20 protein-coding genes and 1 riboswitch are annotated in these 15,712 nt (G+C 73.1%); of the genes, 15 read left to right on the forward strand and 5 right to left on the reverse strand.

The window, feature by feature from the left end; genetic code table 11:
- Nucleotides 1-34 precede the first annotated feature (34 nt).
- The 4 genes from QWJ13_RS07885 to QWJ13_RS07900 all read left to right on the forward strand — a co-directional run bounded on the left by QWJ13_RS07885 (nt 35) and on the right by QWJ13_RS07900 (nt 2,925).
- Nucleotides 35-841, forward strand: coding sequence for a helix-turn-helix domain-containing protein (locus QWJ13_RS07885; RefSeq protein ID WP_316521791.1), 807 nt, complete (start codon nt 35-37; stop codon nt 839-841).
- Nucleotides 838-1,158: a DUF397 domain-containing protein gene (locus tag QWJ13_RS07890; protein WP_316521792.1), complete on the forward strand. Its 321-nt coding sequence runs from the start codon at nt 838-840 to the stop codon at nt 1,156-1,158. Before QWJ13_RS07885 ends, QWJ13_RS07890 begins: the two co-directional genes overlap by 4 nt.
- A gap of 213 nt (nt 1,159-1,371) precedes the next feature.
- The gene (locus tag QWJ13_RS07895) at nt 1,372-2,250 is read left to right on the forward strand and encodes a hypothetical protein (RefSeq protein WP_316521794.1); all 879 of its coding nucleotides are present in this window, start codon (nt 1,372-1,374) and stop codon (nt 2,248-2,250) included.
- A 33-nt stretch (nt 2,251-2,283) separates the two neighbouring features.
- Nucleotides 2,284-2,925 (forward strand): DUF6461 domain-containing protein, encoded by a 642-nt coding sequence (locus QWJ13_RS07900; RefSeq protein ID WP_316521797.1) that lies wholly within the window; start codon nt 2,284-2,286, stop codon nt 2,923-2,925.
- 18 nt (nt 2,926-2,943) lie between these two features.
- Here QWJ13_RS07900 and QWJ13_RS07905 read toward each other — a convergent pair whose 3' ends face one another.
- The 4 genes from QWJ13_RS07905 to QWJ13_RS07920 all read right to left on the reverse strand — a co-directional run bounded on the left by QWJ13_RS07905 (nt 2,944) and on the right by QWJ13_RS07920 (nt 5,694).
- The gene (locus tag QWJ13_RS07905) at nt 2,944-3,399 is read right to left on the reverse strand and encodes a GNAT family N-acetyltransferase (RefSeq protein WP_316521798.1); all 456 of its coding nucleotides are present in this window, start codon (nt 3,397-3,399) and stop codon (nt 2,944-2,946) included.
- 36 nt (nt 3,400-3,435) lie between these two features.
- Nucleotides 3,436-4,179 carry a hypothetical protein gene (locus QWJ13_RS07910; protein ID WP_316521800.1) on the reverse strand — a complete coding sequence of 248 codons (744 nt, stop codon included), beginning with the start codon at nt 4,177-4,179 and terminating at the stop codon, nt 3,436-3,438.
- 78 nt (nt 4,180-4,257) lie between these two features.
- Nucleotides 4,258-4,986 carry a sensor domain-containing protein gene (locus QWJ13_RS07915; RefSeq protein ID WP_316521802.1) on the reverse strand — a complete coding sequence of 243 codons (729 nt, stop codon included), beginning with the start codon at nt 4,984-4,986 and terminating at the stop codon, nt 4,258-4,260.
- A gap of 114 nt (nt 4,987-5,100) precedes the next feature.
- Complete coding sequence (locus QWJ13_RS07920) at nt 5,101-5,694, reverse strand: GNAT family N-acetyltransferase (RefSeq protein WP_316521804.1); 594 nt, start codon at nt 5,692-5,694, stop codon at nt 5,101-5,103.
- A 42-nt stretch (nt 5,695-5,736) separates the two neighbouring features.
- On the opposite strand from QWJ13_RS07920, the gene QWJ13_RS07925 reads away from it, so the two are divergent.
- Nucleotides 5,737-6,684: a hypothetical protein gene (locus tag QWJ13_RS07925; protein ID WP_316521806.1), complete on the forward strand. Its 948-nt coding sequence runs from the start codon at nt 5,737-5,739 to the stop codon at nt 6,682-6,684.
- Between the two features lie 52 nt (nt 6,685-6,736).
- Here QWJ13_RS07925 and QWJ13_RS07930 read toward each other — a convergent pair whose 3' ends face one another.
- Nucleotides 6,737-7,570, reverse strand: coding sequence for a M23 family metallopeptidase (locus QWJ13_RS07930; protein ID WP_316521808.1), 834 nt, complete (start codon nt 7,568-7,570; stop codon nt 6,737-6,739).
- A gap of 12 nt (nt 7,571-7,582) precedes the next feature.
- A riboswitch (cyclic di-AMP (ydaO/yuaA leader) is annotated at nt 7,583-7,741 on the reverse strand.
- Nucleotides 7,742-7,936: 195 nt separating this feature from the next.
- Between QWJ13_RS07930 and QWJ13_RS07935 the strand changes: the two genes are divergently transcribed.
- From QWJ13_RS07935 to QWJ13_RS07980, 10 genes are all read left to right on the forward strand, one after another.
- Nucleotides 7,937-8,227, forward strand: a complete 291-nt coding sequence (locus tag QWJ13_RS07935) for a YiaA/YiaB family inner membrane protein (RefSeq protein ID WP_316521811.1) — start codon at nt 7,937-7,939, stop codon at nt 8,225-8,227.
- Between the two features lie 156 nt (nt 8,228-8,383).
- A complete protein-coding gene (locus QWJ13_RS07940; RefSeq protein WP_316521813.1) occupies nt 8,384-9,214 on the forward strand; it encodes an alpha/beta fold hydrolase in 831 nt (276 codons plus the stop codon).
- Nucleotides 9,215-9,265: 51 nt separating this feature from the next.
- Nucleotides 9,266-9,832 (forward strand): TetR/AcrR family transcriptional regulator, encoded by a 567-nt coding sequence (locus tag QWJ13_RS07945; protein ID WP_316521815.1) that lies wholly within the window; start codon nt 9,266-9,268, stop codon nt 9,830-9,832.
- Between the two features lie 303 nt (nt 9,833-10,135).
- Nucleotides 10,136-11,344, forward strand: a complete 1,209-nt coding sequence (locus QWJ13_RS07950) for an ATP-binding protein (protein WP_316523918.1) — start codon at nt 10,136-10,138, stop codon at nt 11,342-11,344.
- Nucleotides 11,345-11,395: 51 nt separating this feature from the next.
- Entirely contained in the window at nt 11,396-11,809 is a 414-nt protein-coding gene (locus QWJ13_RS07955) for a roadblock/LC7 domain-containing protein (RefSeq protein ID WP_316521817.1), read from the forward strand.
- A complete protein-coding gene (locus QWJ13_RS07960) occupies nt 11,806-12,153 on the forward strand; it encodes a DUF742 domain-containing protein (protein WP_316521820.1) in 348 nt (115 codons plus the stop codon). Before QWJ13_RS07955 ends, QWJ13_RS07960 begins: the two co-directional genes overlap by 4 nt.
- Entirely contained in the window at nt 12,131-12,766 is a 636-nt protein-coding gene (locus QWJ13_RS07965; protein ID WP_316521822.1) for a GTP-binding protein, read from the forward strand. The genes QWJ13_RS07960 and QWJ13_RS07965 overlap by 23 nt, the downstream gene beginning before the upstream one ends.
- Nucleotides 12,763-14,247, forward strand: coding sequence for a cytochrome P450 (locus tag QWJ13_RS07970; RefSeq protein WP_316521825.1), 1,485 nt, complete (start codon nt 12,763-12,765; stop codon nt 14,245-14,247). The genes QWJ13_RS07965 and QWJ13_RS07970 overlap by 4 nt, the downstream gene beginning before the upstream one ends.
- The gene (locus tag QWJ13_RS07975; RefSeq protein WP_316521827.1) at nt 14,211-15,356 is read left to right on the forward strand and encodes a cytochrome P450 family protein; all 1,146 of its coding nucleotides are present in this window, start codon (nt 14,211-14,213) and stop codon (nt 15,354-15,356) included. The genes QWJ13_RS07970 and QWJ13_RS07975 overlap by 37 nt, the downstream gene beginning before the upstream one ends.
- Before the next feature lie 26 nt (nt 15,357-15,382).
- Nucleotides 15,383-15,643, forward strand: coding sequence for a hypothetical protein (locus QWJ13_RS07980; protein WP_316521828.1), 261 nt, complete (start codon nt 15,383-15,385; stop codon nt 15,641-15,643).
- Nucleotides 15,644-15,712: the final 69 nt, after the last annotated feature.

Consider the following 15,712-nt stretch of genomic DNA (forward strand, 5'->3'; position numbering starts at 1 on the left):
GCCCTGTGGCCAGGGCAGGAAGGGGCGCGGGGCCGTGAGCACGCCGAATCAGTACCCGATGGCTTGGAAGTACGGCGGCGATCAGGTCAAGCGTTCTCGCCAACGGGCGGGCGTGACACGGGAACAGTTGGCCAAGGCGTCCAACTACGACATCGAGAGCGTGCGGTCGATGGAGGCGGGTCGGCGGCGGCCGACACTCCAACTGCTCGAAGCCGCCGATGAGTTGTGTGACGCGAGCGGGATGCTGGTCGCGGCAGCCGCATTCATGGTGCCGGAGAAGTTCCCCTCCTACTCGCAGGACTTCATGGATTACGAGCCCGAGGCGGCCGTCTTGAGCTCATACGAAAGCCAGCTCATCCCCGGTCTGCTCCAGACCGAGCCCACGGTCCGCTCCCTGCTGAACGTGAACTGGCCACCGCTGGACGATGACACCCTGGAGGCGCGACTCCTGGCCCGATTGGCTCGCCAGGAGATCCTCGGCAACCAGACCAAGTCGTTCAACTTCCTCATCGACGAGTTCGCCCTTCTCCGCCGGATCGGCACGGCTGCGGAGCACAAGGAGCAACTGGAGCGCCTCCTTGAGGCCGGCAAACCCCGGCACATCGACATCCAGGTGGTGCCCGCCACCGCCCTGCACCCGGGAGTCAACGGCGCCTTCGTCCTGCTGGAGACTCCCCAGCATGAGCGCCTCGCCTACGAGGAAGGCCAGGACATGGGACTCCTCTATTCCGACCCAGTGAAGGTCAATGGACTGTGGCAACGCCATGCGATGATTCAGCGGCAGGCCCTCAGCCCCGAGGAGTCGGCGCGTTTCATCAGCAAGGTGGCGGAGGAGCTATGAGCACCAACCTGACCTGGGTGAAGTCCAGTTACAGCGGGACCGCCGGCGGCAACTGCGTCGAAGTCGCCGTCGCCTGGGTGAAGTCCAGTTACAGCGGGACCGGGGGCGGCAACTGCGTCGAAGTCGCCGCCTCCTGGGTGAAGTCCAGCTACAGCAACACCGAAGGCGGCGAGTGCGTCGAGGTCGCCGCCTGCCCCTCCACCATCCATGTCCGCGACTCCAAGGACAAGACCGGCCCGACCCTCGCCTTCTCCCCCGAAGCCTGGTCCGCGTTCGTCTCGTTCGCGCCCGAAGCTCAAGGGGCGCCCGTCGAGTGACCCTCAATGGAACGGTGAGGTAAAACCACCTACCTAACCGGCCCTGCGAGCTGCACATATGACTTATCGTCACGACTTTTCCACAGGCAGTTCGGCCATGTAGCGTGCGCAGCAACGAAACAACCCCCGGCCGGTGCTCGCAACACCGAACGGGGGTCTGACCGACACGACCGAATCGAGCTCGATCCTGTGGCTACCCACGACTCTACCGCGATGGCCGTCCCCGGGTACGGCAAGCAGTCCGCGCCGGAGCAACTTCCTCGCTCCGCCACCGACTTCACCCACCTCCCGGTCCGCGAGGCCTATCTCGCCTCGCTCATCGACCACCTCCCCGACGGCGCCGCCATGGACATCAAGTCCCTCGCCGTCCTCCAGCCCCACTACGGGCAGGCGGCCTGCCGCACCGCCCTCAACAGGCTCTCCACCGCAGGCCACCTGCGCCGCGTCCGTGAGCGCATCAGCTCCAAGGACTGCCGCTGGGTGTTCCACACCTACTTCTCCCGCACGCCCCGCTCCGACGCCTGGTGGAACCACTTCCTCGCCACCGGCGGCAGCGGCGACACGGGTGGCGCGTCAACGCCCGCCGACCCCGATCCCCCGGACGAGCGAACGCCCGTCCGCAACCACACCCCGCTCTCCTCGGCCGCCTACGCCGCCCTGGCCGGCCTCGGCCTCGCCGACCCCCGTCTCGCCCTCTCCGCCGCCGACTGCACCGCCCTCGAACCCCTCGCCGCCGAGTGGTTCGCCCGGGGCGCCACCCCGGCCCTGTTCACCATCGCCCTCACCAACGGCCTCCCCCAGGACATCCACAGCCCGGCCGCCTTCACCCGCCGCCGCCTGCTCGACAAACTCCCTCCGGAACGCCCCCACCCGCCCCAACCACTCGCCCGCGTCCCCGAGTGCACGGCCTGCCGCACTCCCTGCCGCCCCGAAGCCCTCCTCGGCGGCCTCTGCCGCTCCTGCCGAGGCACCCCGGCACCCCCGCCACCCCGCCCGGGCGCGCTCCCCCCGGCCGCCGTCCATCGCCACGCCGCCCAAGTCAGAGAAGCACTCAGGCGGAACAGCGCCCCACCCTCACCCGCGTACGCCTAGGGTCTGTCGGTGCGGTGCGGCAGGATCTCCCGCATGACGGACGGAATCGCCTGGCTCGCGGAGCCACAGAGCATCGCCTTCGGCGGCTACAGCGTGACGCTGGCCCGAGGGCTCGGGGTCGAGGCGCTGGCAGCGCGGATCGCGGCCTCGGCCCAGTGGTCGGAGCGGACGGTGGAGCCGGTCGGGGAGCTCACCGGGGACGGGCTGGTCGAGGCGTTGGACTCGGAGTACGGGGACGCCTGGGACGGGATCGGACTGCGGTTGGGGGTGAGCGACGGGTGGACCTTCGCGGTGGCGTACGGGGGCTGGTTCGGGGAATTCCGGAACGATCCGGCGATCTCCGAAGGCGAGGCCGAGGTCTTCCTGATGGAGTACGAGGAGGAGAACGGCAAGCCGGTGCCGCCGATGTTCCACTACCACCGGGACGGCCGGACGGTGTGCTCGTTCAATCTGCACCTGGACGACTCCTGGGGCAACGGCCAGGTCGCCGGAGACCCCGGAGTCGCGAGCGCCGTCAAGGAGTTGCTGAGCGCCGAAGGTTTGCCGGACGAGGAGCGAGCGGACCGCGAGGTGCACCGGACCACCCTGGGGGTGCTGGAGCGGCACTTCGGTCTGACGCTCCCCCGGGCCCTGGTGCTGGAGGCCCCGCTGCCGGCCGTCCTGCTCGCCGAGTAGGGACCAACGAGACCGCCTCTAGCGGGCCCGGACGGTGAAGCGCAGTTCGGGGCGGTCCCAGGTGATCCGCCCCCGGGCCGGGAAGGTGCCGACGCGTTCGGCACCCACCCGCAGGTAGAACTGCTCGGCGGGCGGGTTGGAGACCACCCGCACCTCCGCAATCCCCGCGCGGCGGGCCAGCTCCAGCATGTGCCCGATCAGCTCGCGGCCGGTGCCGCGCCCCTGGGCCTCGTCGGCGACGAACATCAGGTCCAGTTCGGCTGGTTCGCGGATCAGGCCGTAGAAGCCGAGCAGTTGGCCGGTGGCCGAATCGGCGGCGAGGAACACCTCGTGGCGGGCGATGTACTCGGGCGTCACCCGGTAGCCCTCAAGCATCGGGGCGTACTCGCCGTGGTAGGCGGAGGACGCCTGGACCAGGTCGGTGAGCCGGTCGGCGTCGGTCTCGTCGGCGCGCCGGATGGTCGTCTCGATCATGAAGGCGAGTATAGGGGCGCAGAGGCATTGTGACTATTACATGACCGTCGACCGGGCGCCCCGGCGCCGGTGGTCGGCGGCCCGCAGCACCAGGACCCGGAGGGTCCGGCCCTCCACCGGCCCGGGGACACGACGGACCTCGCTGGCTATCCGGCGCTCGCCGAGCGCGTACCGCAGCGGGTCGAGATGGCCGCAGCGGTGGCCGTACCCGTCGCACAGCGGCTGCACCCGGACCTCACCATCCGCCGCAGTGACCCGGACCAGCTCCACCAGCGCGGCCAACTGGCCCTCCAGGCCGAAGAATTCGGGATAGGCGAAGAGCAGGTGACCGCTCAGGGTGAGGGCGAAGGCGCCGTCCGCGAAGGGCAGCCGGGGCAACGCGGCGGCCACGTACCGCTGCGGGTGGGCGGCCGAGTCGGCGGCGAACAGCCGGCGGGCGCGGTCCCAGCTGCGCAGATAGCGCTCGGACCGGTGCGGGCGGGGCGAGGGGTAGAGCCAGGGGCGGGCGGCCATCGCGGCGGCCATCGCCGCCCGGGCCGCCAGGGCGCGGTCCGCGACCGCCGACAGCGGCAGCGCGTACGCCGGATCGACGGCGATCACCCGGCACCCGAGTTCGCGCGCCTCGGCGGCCAGTGCGGCCGCACCGCCGGGGCAGTCCAGCAGCGGTCCGGGCAGGGCGGCGAGCCCGGCCCGGGTGAGGCCGAACAGGGCGCAGTACTCGTCCAGCGGACGGGAGGTGACCAGGACGTCCGGGGAGGCGAGGGGGATGCCGACGGCCACCCGGCCATCCGAACACGCGGCGGCCCCGCCCGCATCCGGAGTCCGATCCGGAGGCGGGCGGGGCCGAGGCGGTGGACGTCAGCGGCCGAGCAGGCCCCGGACGGCGACCCGGTTGACGTTGGTCACGCCGCGGACCAGCTGGGTGGTGAGGAAAACCAGCACCAGCCCGATGAAGGACACCCCGGCGATCTGCCACACCGACTGGATCTCGTAGAAGTGCCGGACCCCGTCGTCGTCGAGGGAGTCGAACAGCCGCAGCCCGCCCCAGGGGGTGTAGGCCTTGTAGATCCAGTGGTACAGCGGGTAGAGCGTCAGCCCCCAGCCGAGCAGGAAGAACACCAGCGTCACGGTGAAGCTGAACACCGCCCAGGGGAACATCACCACCTGGTACAGCACGGCCTTCCAGCCGGCCGCGTCCCCCAGCCGCGCGGTGATCGCGCCCCAGGCACCCGGGCGGACCTGGCGCACCGGCTCCGGGCCGGGGACGTCCAGGGCCAGCATGCCGCGCACCCGGGCCCGCTCCAGCCGGCCGAAGCCCCGGGCCGTACTGGTCAGGGCACCCAGCACGGGCAGACCGAGGACGGTGACGAAGGTGCCGAGGCCGAAGCAGAACATGATGATCGAGACGGCGAAACCGGCGATCGCCACCGGCAGGCCGCTGAGCGCGTAGCCGACCTCGCGGTGGTAGTACGCCGAGAACGGCGCCCGCCACAGGGCCGGCCGCTGCCCCGTCGGGCGGGCCCCGGCCGGGCGCCGGTCGCTCTCGTAGCCCCAGTCCCGGTCCTCCACGCTGTGGCTGCTGCTCATGCTCCCGGCCCCCGGCCCCTCGTGCTGACGTCTCGTTCGTCCCGCTGACGTCGTCCAGTCTGGCGGATGCCCAGGTCGGAGGGGATGTGGAGGCCTGGCGGATCGGGGGTGGGGTTAACCCCCGGGTCGGCCTCCCGCCGCCGCGTCCGGCCGCCACTCGTCGGCGAGCAGCGCGTAGAGGTACGAGTCGTACCAGGCGCCGTTCTTGAACCCGTCGTGCCGCAGCCGCCCCTCCCGCCGGAAGCCCAGGCCGGTGAGCACCTTGACGGAGGCCGTGTTGTCCACGGCCACCCGGGCGGTCAGCCGGTGCAGGTCCAGGGCGCCGAAGGCGAGGCCGCAGAGCAGGCCGACGGTCTCGCCCGCGTAGCCGCGGCCCCAGGCGTCGCGGGCCAGCACGCACCCGAGGTCGGCGGCGCGGTGCCCGCCGAGGCCCAGCGAAGCCTGCCCGATCGGCGGCGCCGCCCCCGGATCGTCGGCGTCGGCGAGCCTCGTGACGGCCAGCCGGTAGGTGTCCCGCTCCTCGGCCAGCGCCTCCTCCAGGTAGAGCTCCAGCTGGTCGGCGCAGTCCTCCCGGCCGCTCGGCCCGAACGGCAGGTACCGGGTGACCTCCGGGTCGCCGAACAGCGCGTGCAGCGCCTCCACCTCGTCCTCGGTGTGGTGGTACTCGCGGATGCCCAGGCGCGGGCCGGTGAGTCGTACAGGGACCATGGCTGCCGACCCTATCCCCGCCCGGCGGCTACCGTTCGGACTATGAACGACGAAGACCTGCGGCTCGCCCCGCGCACCAAGGCCGCCGACCTGCTCGCCTGGGCGGCCGAGCAGGGCCGCGCGCCGGTGGCCGAGCAGCCGCTGCGCGCGGTGCTGGCGCTGCTGGAGCTGGGCGAGGGCAGGATGCACGACGGCTGGCCCGAACTGACCTCCAACGCGGTGGAGCACCTGCTGTACGAGCGCCTCCACCTGTACGTCCAACCCGCCCCCGAGGAGGACCCGCTCGCCTACGGCGACGCCGTCCGGCTGCTGGTCGACCACCAGCGGGCGGCCCGGCGGCTCAACGCCAAGCGCCAGGAGCGACTGCACGCGGAGGCCGAGTGGCAGGGCGAGGTCGCGGCCGGGCTGCTGCGCCGCGCCGATCTGGTGACCTGGCCCCGGCTGTACGCGCTGCTGCTGCACGCGTACGACGTGGACGTCACGGACCCGGAGGCGGTCCGGGACTGGCTGGCCGGCTTCGGCGAGCTGGCGCAGGAGGAGCGACTGGCCGCGTTCGAGGCCCTGGCGGCGACCGGCTGGCTGGACGAGCCGGACGAGCAGGGCTGGGGACCGGGCCGGATCCTGTCGGTCGGCATGGCCACGGACGGCGCGCGGCGACTGCTGGAGCAGGGCCTGATGCGGCGCAGCTACCGCAACCTCGCGGAGCTGACCGCGCAGGGGCGGCCGATGCCGGACGAGCTGACCGGGGACTTCGACCGGTTCGAGGAGGCCGCGGTGGAGGCGGCGCTCGACCTGTTCGGGGAGTGGACGGTGCCGGGGCTGCCGCGGCTGCTGGTGACGGAGTTCCCGGAGCTGGCGCCGGAGCCGGGCCAGGAGGAGATCGAGGCGTACCTGGCCCAGCTGCCCGCCGAGGAGCAGCTGCCCGCCGAGGAGCAGCTGCTCTTTGAGGGGCAGTCGCCCGCCGAGGAGCAGCTGCCCGCCGAGGAGTAGAGCGCGAAAAGCGGAGCCCCCGGGTTCGGGGGCTCCGCGGGTGGGGCTGGGATCAGGGGTTGAGGCCGCGCTGCTGGAGCCAGGGCTCCGGGTCGACCGGGGCGCCGCCGCCCGGGCGGACCTCCATGTGCAGGTGCGGGCCGGTGACGTTGCCGGTCGCGCCGACCTTGCCGATCTGCTGGCCGGCGACGACCTGGCCGGAGCCCTTGGTGATCGAGGAGAGGTGGCAGTACCAGATCTCGGTGCCGTCGGGCAGGGTCTCGACGATCCGGTAGCCGTACGCGCCGGCCCAGCCGGCCGAGGTGATGGTGCCCTGGCCGAGCGCGTGGACCGGGGTGCCGGTGTCGGCGGCGAAGTCCAGGCCGGTGTGCAGATGGGCCCAGTAGCGGGCGCTCTGGCCGTAGTGGGCGGAGAGCCGGTAGTCCGTCACCGGGAGGGTGAGGGCGGCGGCCTTGGCCCGCTCGGCCTCCTCGGCGGCGCGCTTGGCCTCGGCCTCCTTGGCGGCGGCCTTGGCCTCGGCCTCCTGCGCGGCCTGGACCCGGGCACTCTCCTCGGCGGCGGTGCGCTGGCTGTCGGCCTGGTGCTGGATGCGGGCGGCGAGCGCGAGGCCGGGGTCGGCGGCGAGCGCGACCGGGGTCTCGTCGGGGATCTCGACGGCGGGCGCGGCGGCCGGGGTGGCCGAGGCGAAGCCGGTGGCGCCCAGGGTGGCGGCGACGGCGGTGACGCCGAGCAGCGGGGAGGTTCCGCGGATCTGACGCGGCATCCGGTGGCGGTTGGCCTCGGCCTCCGCGCCGAAGGCCTCCGGACCGAAGTCCTCGGGGCCGTCCGTGCCGGGGTGGTCGAGAAGCTGGGTACCGGCTTGTGCCTGGGTATGCGTCGACGCCACGGAGGCGCGCTCCTTTCCTTCCTTCGCGCCTACCGGGTTAGCTGACGGGTTCGGAGCAGGAAGGTCTCCTACGGCCGGGCCGGGGCCCCGCCGATTCACCCCAAGGAACATGGTTCCCCGGCTCCCTGGCCTGCCCGGAGGCCGGCCGGCGGGATTAGGCGACGGCGCACGGTGCCGTCTGGGTACGGCGTTGACAACCGCGCTGCGTTATCAAACGTTAATCCTAGGAGGCCCTGATTCCAAGCCACCCGTTTGGAGCAGCTTAGGCCCTGGTGATCGGACGTCAACGAACGGCCCCTCATACCCGGGCCCATCTGAGTACACCTACTCATGTGCGGCCCGCGCCGGCGGTCGCATCCTGACGCCATGAGCGCACCGATGAAGACTCGCACCACGGCCGCCTACCACGTCCAGGCCGTCCTCTCCTTCGCCCTGTCGGGCACCGCCCTCGCCGCCGGGATCGCCTGCCTGCCGGTCGGCGCCTGGACCCGGGCTTTCCTCGGGCTCGGCCTCCTCTACACCGTCACCTCCGCGTTCACGCTGGCGAAGGTGATCCGGGACCGCCAGGAGTCCAACGAGATGGTCACCCGGGTCGACCAGGCCCGGCTGGACAAGCTGCTCAGCGAGCACGACCCGTTCAAGGTCGAAGGGGTCTGACGCGCCGGCCGAGTCGGATGCCGGGCGGTCGCGTTCGACGGTCACGCTTGGCGGTCACGCTTGACGGTCACGCTTGACGGCTAAGGCTATTAGCCTTAGCTTTATGGCTATCGGCAGTAACGCCGACCCCGCGCCGGCGGCCCGAGGAGGACCCCCATGAACGGCACCATCACCCCGAGCACCCAGTACCTGGCCGTTCCCGGCGGCCGGATCTCCTTCGACGACACCCGGCAGGGCGAGGGCACCCCCGTCGTCCTGCTCCCGGGCATGCTCGACAGCCGGGCCACCTACCGGCACCTGCGCCCGCTGCTGGTCGCGGCCGGCCACCGGGTCGTCACCATGGACCTGCGGGGCTTCGGCGAGTCCTCCCTGATCTGGGACGACTACAGCCCGGCCGCCCTGGCCGGCGACGTGCTCGCCCTGCTCGACCACCTCGGCATCGAGCGCGCCGTCCTCGCCGGGAACTCCTACACCGGGGCGACAGTCGTCAAGGCCGCCGGGGACGCGCCCGAGCGGGTCGCCGGCATCGTGCTGATCGACGCCTTCGTCGAGAACCCGCCGCCGGGCGCCCTGATGCGCGGCGCCATGGGGCTGCTGGGCGCGGCCCTCGTCCACTGGCCGGCCGCCTGGGGCTTCTACCTGCGCAAGATGGCCTTCCCGGGCGCCAAGCCCGCCGACTTCGACGCGTACGTGGACGGGCTGGTCACCGCGCTGCGCACCCCCGGGCGGAAGACCGCCACCCGCGGGTACGTCCACGGCGACTCGGCGCCGGTCGGCTGGACGGCCGCGGTGCGGTGCCCGGCGCTGGTGGTCATGGGCAGCGAGGACCCCGACTTCCCGAAGCCGGAACTGGTCGCCGACCGGCAGGCCGCCGCGCTGGGCGGCGCGCGGAAGGTGATGATCGAGGGCTCCGGGCACTACCCGATGGCCGACAACCCGGCGGCCACCGCGGACGCCCTGCTGCCGTTCCTCGCCGAGCTCGGCTGAACGCCCCCTCCTCTTTCCTCCATCCGACCGCCGCACGAAGGACCCGAAGCCATGCCCCGCGTAGGACTGACCCCCGACCAGGTCGTCGACCACGCCCTCGCCCTCATCGACGACCAGGGCGCCGAGGCGCTCACCCTGGCCTCCGTCGCCGCCCGGGCGGGCGTCGCCACGCCCTCGCTGTACAAGCACGTCAGCGGCGGCCTCGCCGAACTGCGGCGGCTGATCGCCGTCCGGGTCACCGGGGACCTGGCCGACCGGCTGGCCGCGGCGGCGGTCGGCCGCAGCGGGGACGACGCGGTGGCCGCCGTCCTGCGCGCCTACCACGCGTACGCCACCGAGCACCCGCACCGCTACAACGCGCTGCCCCAGGCGCCGCAGCCGGACGACGACCTGGCCGCGGCGGGCGGGCGGCTGGTCGGCGTGATCATCGCCGTCCTGCGGGAGTACGGCCTCGACGGCTCCGAGGCGATCCACGCCGCCCGGACCGTCCGCTCCGTCGCCCACGGCTTCGCCTCCCTCAGCACCGCCGGCGCCTTCCAGCTCGGCGAGGACCTGGCCACCACCCACGACCGGCTCATCGCCACGCTCACCACCGGGCTGCGCGCCTGGCCGGCTTAGGGTCCCCGCGCCCGACCACGCCCGACCGCGCCCAACCACGCCCGATCACGCCCGACCACGCCCTTTCGCGACACCGCGAGCACCAACCCCACACATCGCGGGACGCGATCCGGCCAACCGGCGCGATTCCGACGCTGTCGCGGGGACCGGCCGGAGCGCTCGGACGCCTCCCCAGGTGGAGGGATCGAGGTCGAACGAGTGCCGATTGGCGCCGAATTGACTCGATATTGACAAGATCCGGTCACTTGGCGAGATCCGTTCACACCTTCGTAGGATCATCACCCTAGAATTCGCGGCGTGACGATGACTCAGTGGTCCGTAACGGCAACCGGCGTGCTCGCCGTCCTCGCCCTGGTGGCCGCCGCGCGGTACCGAGCCGTGTCCGTCACCCAGCGCGGCCGCGCCGACCGGCTGCACCGCGAACTCGCCACCGCCCAGGAGCGGCTCGCCACCGAACTCGCCCGCCGCGGCGCCGAACTCGCCGCCGCCCAGCAGGAACACGAGCACACCGCCTCCACCCAGCGGGCCTTCCTCAGCGTCGCCCGCCGCATCCTGGTGATGGCCCACGACCAGCAGGCGCTGCTGGACGAGATGGAACGCACCCACGACGACCCGGCGCTGCTGGAGGGCCTGCTCAAGGCCGACCACGCGGCCGCCCAACAGGCCAGGCTGGCCCAGACCCTGGCCGTACTGTGCGGCGCGCGGGCCGGCCGGCACTGGCCGGAACCGGTCTCCCTGGAAGACGTCGTCCGCGGCGCCCAGGGACGCATCCTGCCGTTCCAGCGCGTGGTGGTGCGCAGCCGGATCGAGACCGCGGTGGTCGGCGCCGCGGCCGAGGCGCTGATCCACGCGATCGCCGAGCTGCTGGACAACGCCACCCGCTACTCCCCGCCCAGCACCCAGGTGTTCGTCACCCTGATGCCGGTGCACAACGGCGCCGTCATCGAGATCGACGACGGCGGCGTCGGCATGCCCGAGCAGGCCGTCGCCAAGGCCGCCGCCGCGCTGGCCGGGGGCAGCACCCTGGAGGTCTCCCGACTGGGCGAGGTGCCGCAGTTGGGCCTGGCCGCAGTCGGCCGGCTCGCCGAGCAGTACGGCTTCCGGGTCACGCTCAGCTCGGCGCCCTCGCCGTACGGCGGTGTCCGGGTGGTCCTGCTGCTGCCGAACGCGCTGCTCACCGAGCCGCTGCCGCCCACCGTCCCCGGACTCGGGCCGGACGACCGGGCGTTCACCCCCGACCCCCGGCCGGCCTTCCCCGCCGGCCACCCCCTGGTGGAGACCCCGCCGCCCGGGCGGTCCGCGGCCGCCGGCGACACCCCGCCGCCGCTGCCCCGCCGCAGCCACCGGCGGGACCGCGGGTCCCGCCCCGCCCAGCACGCCGCTCCCACCCCACCGCCCGCGCCGCCCTACCGCTCGGCCCGGGACGCGCAGGCGTTCATGGCGATGTTCCAGGCCGGTACCGCCAGCGGCCGATCGGCCGCCCGGACCCAGATCCCGCCCGGACCCCACTGACCGTTCCCCGCCCCGCTTCCCCCCGACTTCCCCAGCGCTCCGGAGAGTTCCATGACCACCACCCCTGATCTCGGCTGGCTGCTCGCCGACATCATCGCCGTCCCGCAGGTCCAGCACGCCGTCGTCGTCTCCAACGACGGCCTGGAGATCGGCCGCAGCGGGGACATCGCGCGCGAGGACGCCGAGCGACTGGCCGCCGCCTGCTCCGGGCTCCAGTCGCTGGCCCGCGGCGTCGCGGCGGGCTTCGGCGGGCCGGGCAGCGCCACCCGCCAGATCATCATCGAGTACGGCGGCGGCTACCTCTTCGTGGTCGCGGCCGGGGCCGGCGCGCACCTGGCCGTGGTGGCCGGCGAGGCGGTGGACGCCGGCCTGGTCGCGTACCAGATGCAGGTGCTGGTCGAGCGGATCGGCACCCACCTCACCAGCCCGCCGCGCGTCGACCACGCGCCGGGGGGCCACCGGTGAGCGGCCCGGTCCGGCCGTACGTCATCACCGGAGGGCGCAGCCGCCCCACCCGGGCCGAGTTGGCCGTGGAGAGCCTGGTCAGCGCGTTACCCGGGCCGCCGGAACTGCCCGAGCACGCGCTGCTGAACCGGGAGCACCGGCGCATCCTCGGCCTCTGTCACAGTCTGCTGTCCATCGCCGAGGTGGCGGCCCACCTGGGGTTGCCGCTCGGCGTGGTCAAGGTGCTGGTCGGGGACCTGTGGGACCTCGGCGCCGTGCAGGTGCTCCCGCCCGTTCCGCAGGCCGAACGCCTGCCCGCAACCCTCCTGGAAGAGGTGCTCGTTGGCCTCCGCCAACTCCGCTGAAGCCGTCCCCGGGGCCTCCGGGTCCGCCGACGGGCCGCAGTACCTGCCGTCCTCGGTGCAGGGCGCGGTCAAGATCCTGGTCACCGGTCCGTTCGGGGTGGGCAAGACCACCCTGGTCGGCTCGCTCAGCGAGATCACCCCGCTGCGCACCGAGGAGACCATGACCGCCGCCAGCAGCGGCGTCGACGACCTCACCGGCCGCCCCGGCAAGTCCACCACCACGGTGGCGCTGGACTTCGGCCGGATCACGCTCAACTCCCGGCTCGCGCTGTACCTGTTCGGCACGCCCGGACAGCAGCGGTTCTGGCCGCTCTGGGACGACCTGTCGCGCGGTGCGCTCGGCGCCATCGCCATGGTCGACCTGCGCCGCCCGGACGAGAGCTTCGACGTGCTCGGCCGGCTGGAGGAGCAGCGGATCCCGTTCGCGGTGGCCGTCAACACCTTCCCCGACACCCCGAGTTACCCGGAGGAGGAGCTGCGCTCGGCGCTGGACCTGCTACCGGAGGTGCCGATCCTGTTCTGCGACGCCCGGGACCGACGGCAGTCGTACGACCTGCTGATCGACTTCGTCGACCACCTGCACCGCAGCTCGATCCTGGAGCTCCAGGGATGACCGCCCCCGAACCCCCCGGCATCCCCGGCGCCCCCGGCAACCCCGGCGGCTGCCCCGTCGCCCACGGCGGCGGCCTGCCCGGCGGGCTGCCCGTGGGCGTGCCGCTGACCCCGCTGTACGGCCCGGCCCTCGCCGAGGACCCGCACGGCCTGTACGCCCGGCTGCGCGAACGCTACGGCCCGGTCGCGCCGATCGAGCTGGAGCCCGGAGTCGAGGCCTGGCTCGTACTCGGCTACGGCGAGCTGCTCGAACTCACCCGCAACGAGGCGCTGTTCTCCAAGGACTCGCGCCGCTGGCGGGTGCCCGCCGAGGGCCGGCTGGCACCCGACTCCCGGCTGATCCCGATGACCTCCTGGCGCCCCACCGTGCTCAACCTGGACGGCGCCGAGCACCAGCGGCTGCGCACCGCCGTCGTCGACACCTTCGCCCAGATCGACCACCGGCAGCTGCGCGGCACCACCGAGGCCGCCGCCAACCGGCTGATCGACAGCTGGGGCCCGGACGGCACCGCCGACCTGGTCACCCAGTACGCGCGGCTGCTGCCGCTGCTGGTCTTCACCCAGCTGCTCGGCCTGCCCACCGAGGCCGGTCCGCACTTCATCCGGCTGATCAACGACATCTCCGACAGCGGCGCCGAATCCATCCGCGCCAACGAGGAGTTCCACGCGATCGTGGTCGACCTGGTGCGGCGCCGCCGGGCCGTGCCCAGCGCCGACCTCACCTCCTGGCTGCTGGCCCACCCGGCCGCGCTGAGCGACGACGAAGCGGTGCACCACCTGGTGGTGATGATGGTCGCCGGGAACGAGACGACCATCTGCTGGATCGGCAACACGCTGCGGCTGCTGCTCACCGACCGGCGCTTCCGGGCCACCCTCACCGGCGGGCGGCTGACCGTCTCCGACGCGCTGGAGGAGGTGCTCTGGCGGGACCCTCCGACGCAGAACTTCCCCGGCCGCTGGGCCACCGGCGACACCGTCCTGGGCGGCCAGTACATCTCCCAGGGCGACCTGCTGGTGCTCGGCCTGGCCGCGGCCAACGCCGACCCGGCCGCGCAGGGCGTCTCGGCCGCCGCGCAGGGCTCGCTCGGCGGCAACCGGGCGCACCTCGCCTGGGGCGCGGGCAAGCACGTCTGCCCGGCCCAGCAGCCGGCCCGGATCATCGTCGAGACCGCCGTCGAGACCCTGCTGCACCGCCTGCCGGATCTCCAACTGGCCGTACCAGCCAGCGAGTTGACGTGGCGACCGTCCCCCTGGGCGCGGTCCCTGAACGCCCTTCCGGTGCTCTACAGCGCCTTCACCCCGCCCCGTCCGCCAGCCCCCGAGAGGCCCGCATGGACACCGCCGCCGTTTCCGGACACCGCGCTGAACCCGTCAGACTCGACCCCTTCGGCCGCGACCAGCACGGCGAGAACGCCCGGCTCCGGGCGGCAGGCCCGGCGACCCTGGTGGAACTCCCTGGCGGGGTGGTGGTCTGGGCGGTAACCCACCACGACACCCTCCAGTCGCTGCTGGCCGACCCCCGGGTCGGCAAGGACGCCCGGCACTGGAACACCTTCCGGGAGGGCGGGCTGCCGGAAGGCTGGCCGCTGCTCAGCTTCGTGACCGTCCCCGGCATGGTCACCGCCGACGGCGAGGACCACCGGCGGCTGCGCGGGCTGGTCTCGCAGGCCTTCACCCCGCGCCGGATCGCCGCGCTGGCCCCCGCCATCGAGGCCCGTACGGTCGCACTGCTGGACGAAGTCGCCGAGCTGGAGGGCGAGTTCGACCTGCGCCGGCACTTCGCCTACCCGCTGCCGATGCAGGTGATCGGCGAACTGCTCGGCCTGGCTCCGGAACAGCAGGACGAGCTGCACGAGCTGTCCGACACCATGATCTCCAGCGCGGCCACCCCGGCGGCGGCGCTCGCCGCGCAGCAGGGCCTGGACGCGCTGCTGGCCTCGGTGGTGGCCGCCAAGCGGGCCGAGCCCGGCGACGACCTGACCAGCGGCCTGATCGCCGTCCGCGAGGCGGGCGACCGACTGAGTGAGGCCGAACTGGTCGGCACCCTGCTGCTGATGCTGGTCGCCGGACACGACACCACGCTCAACCTGATCACCAACGCCGTCCGCGCCCTGCTCGCCCACCCGGACCAGCTGCGGCTCGTCCTGGACGGGCGGCAGCCCTGGTCGGCGGTGGTCGAGGAGACGCTGCGCTACGACTCCCCGGTCGGGCAGTTCCCGCTGCGCTACGCGATCGAGGACATCGCGGTCGGCGACGTGGTGATCCGGCGCGGCGAGGCGCTGCTGGCCTCGTACGCGGCGGCCGGACGGGACGGCGGGCACTACCCCGACGCGGACCGCTTCGACCTCACCCGGCAGCCCGCCAAGCACCTGTCGCTCGGCCACGGCCCGCACTTCTGCCTCGGCTCCGGGCTCGCCCGGCTGGAGGCCGAGACGGCGCTGCGACACCTGTTCGCCCGCTTCCCCGGGCTGGCCCTGGCGCCGGGGCGGACCAACGAGCCGCTCCCGTCGTTCGTCGGCAACGGCGTGCGCACCCTGTGGGTGACGGTCCGACCTTGTGCGGGTGACGGTCCGGGCCGGCCGGTTACCTGAGGGCGGTCCGGGTCGTTCGCCAGGGCATGAAGAAACTCGCCACCCTGGCCGCCCTCACCATGGCGGGCCTCGCCCTCGCCGTCCCGGCGGCCTCCGCCACCACCCAGACCGCCGCCTCGCCGGACGTCACCGGCGGGCTCACCGACGGGCTCAGCCTCTCCCCCACCGACCTCGCCCTGAAGACCGCCGGCAAGCTCCCGGTGGTCGGGAAGGCCGCCCACGAGATCGAGGCGATCGGGGACAACCAGATGGAGCACCCGGGGCTCAGCGGGCACGTCCTGAACTGACCCGGCCCGAACCGCTGCCGGGCAGCCCTGCTCGGCAGCCTTGTTCCGCGGGCAGCCTTGTTCCGTGGG

The organism is Kitasatospora brasiliensis (assembly GCF_032654805.1).
Taxonomy (GTDB): domain Bacteria; phylum Actinomycetota; class Actinomycetes; order Streptomycetales; family Streptomycetaceae; genus Kitasatospora; species Kitasatospora brasiliensis.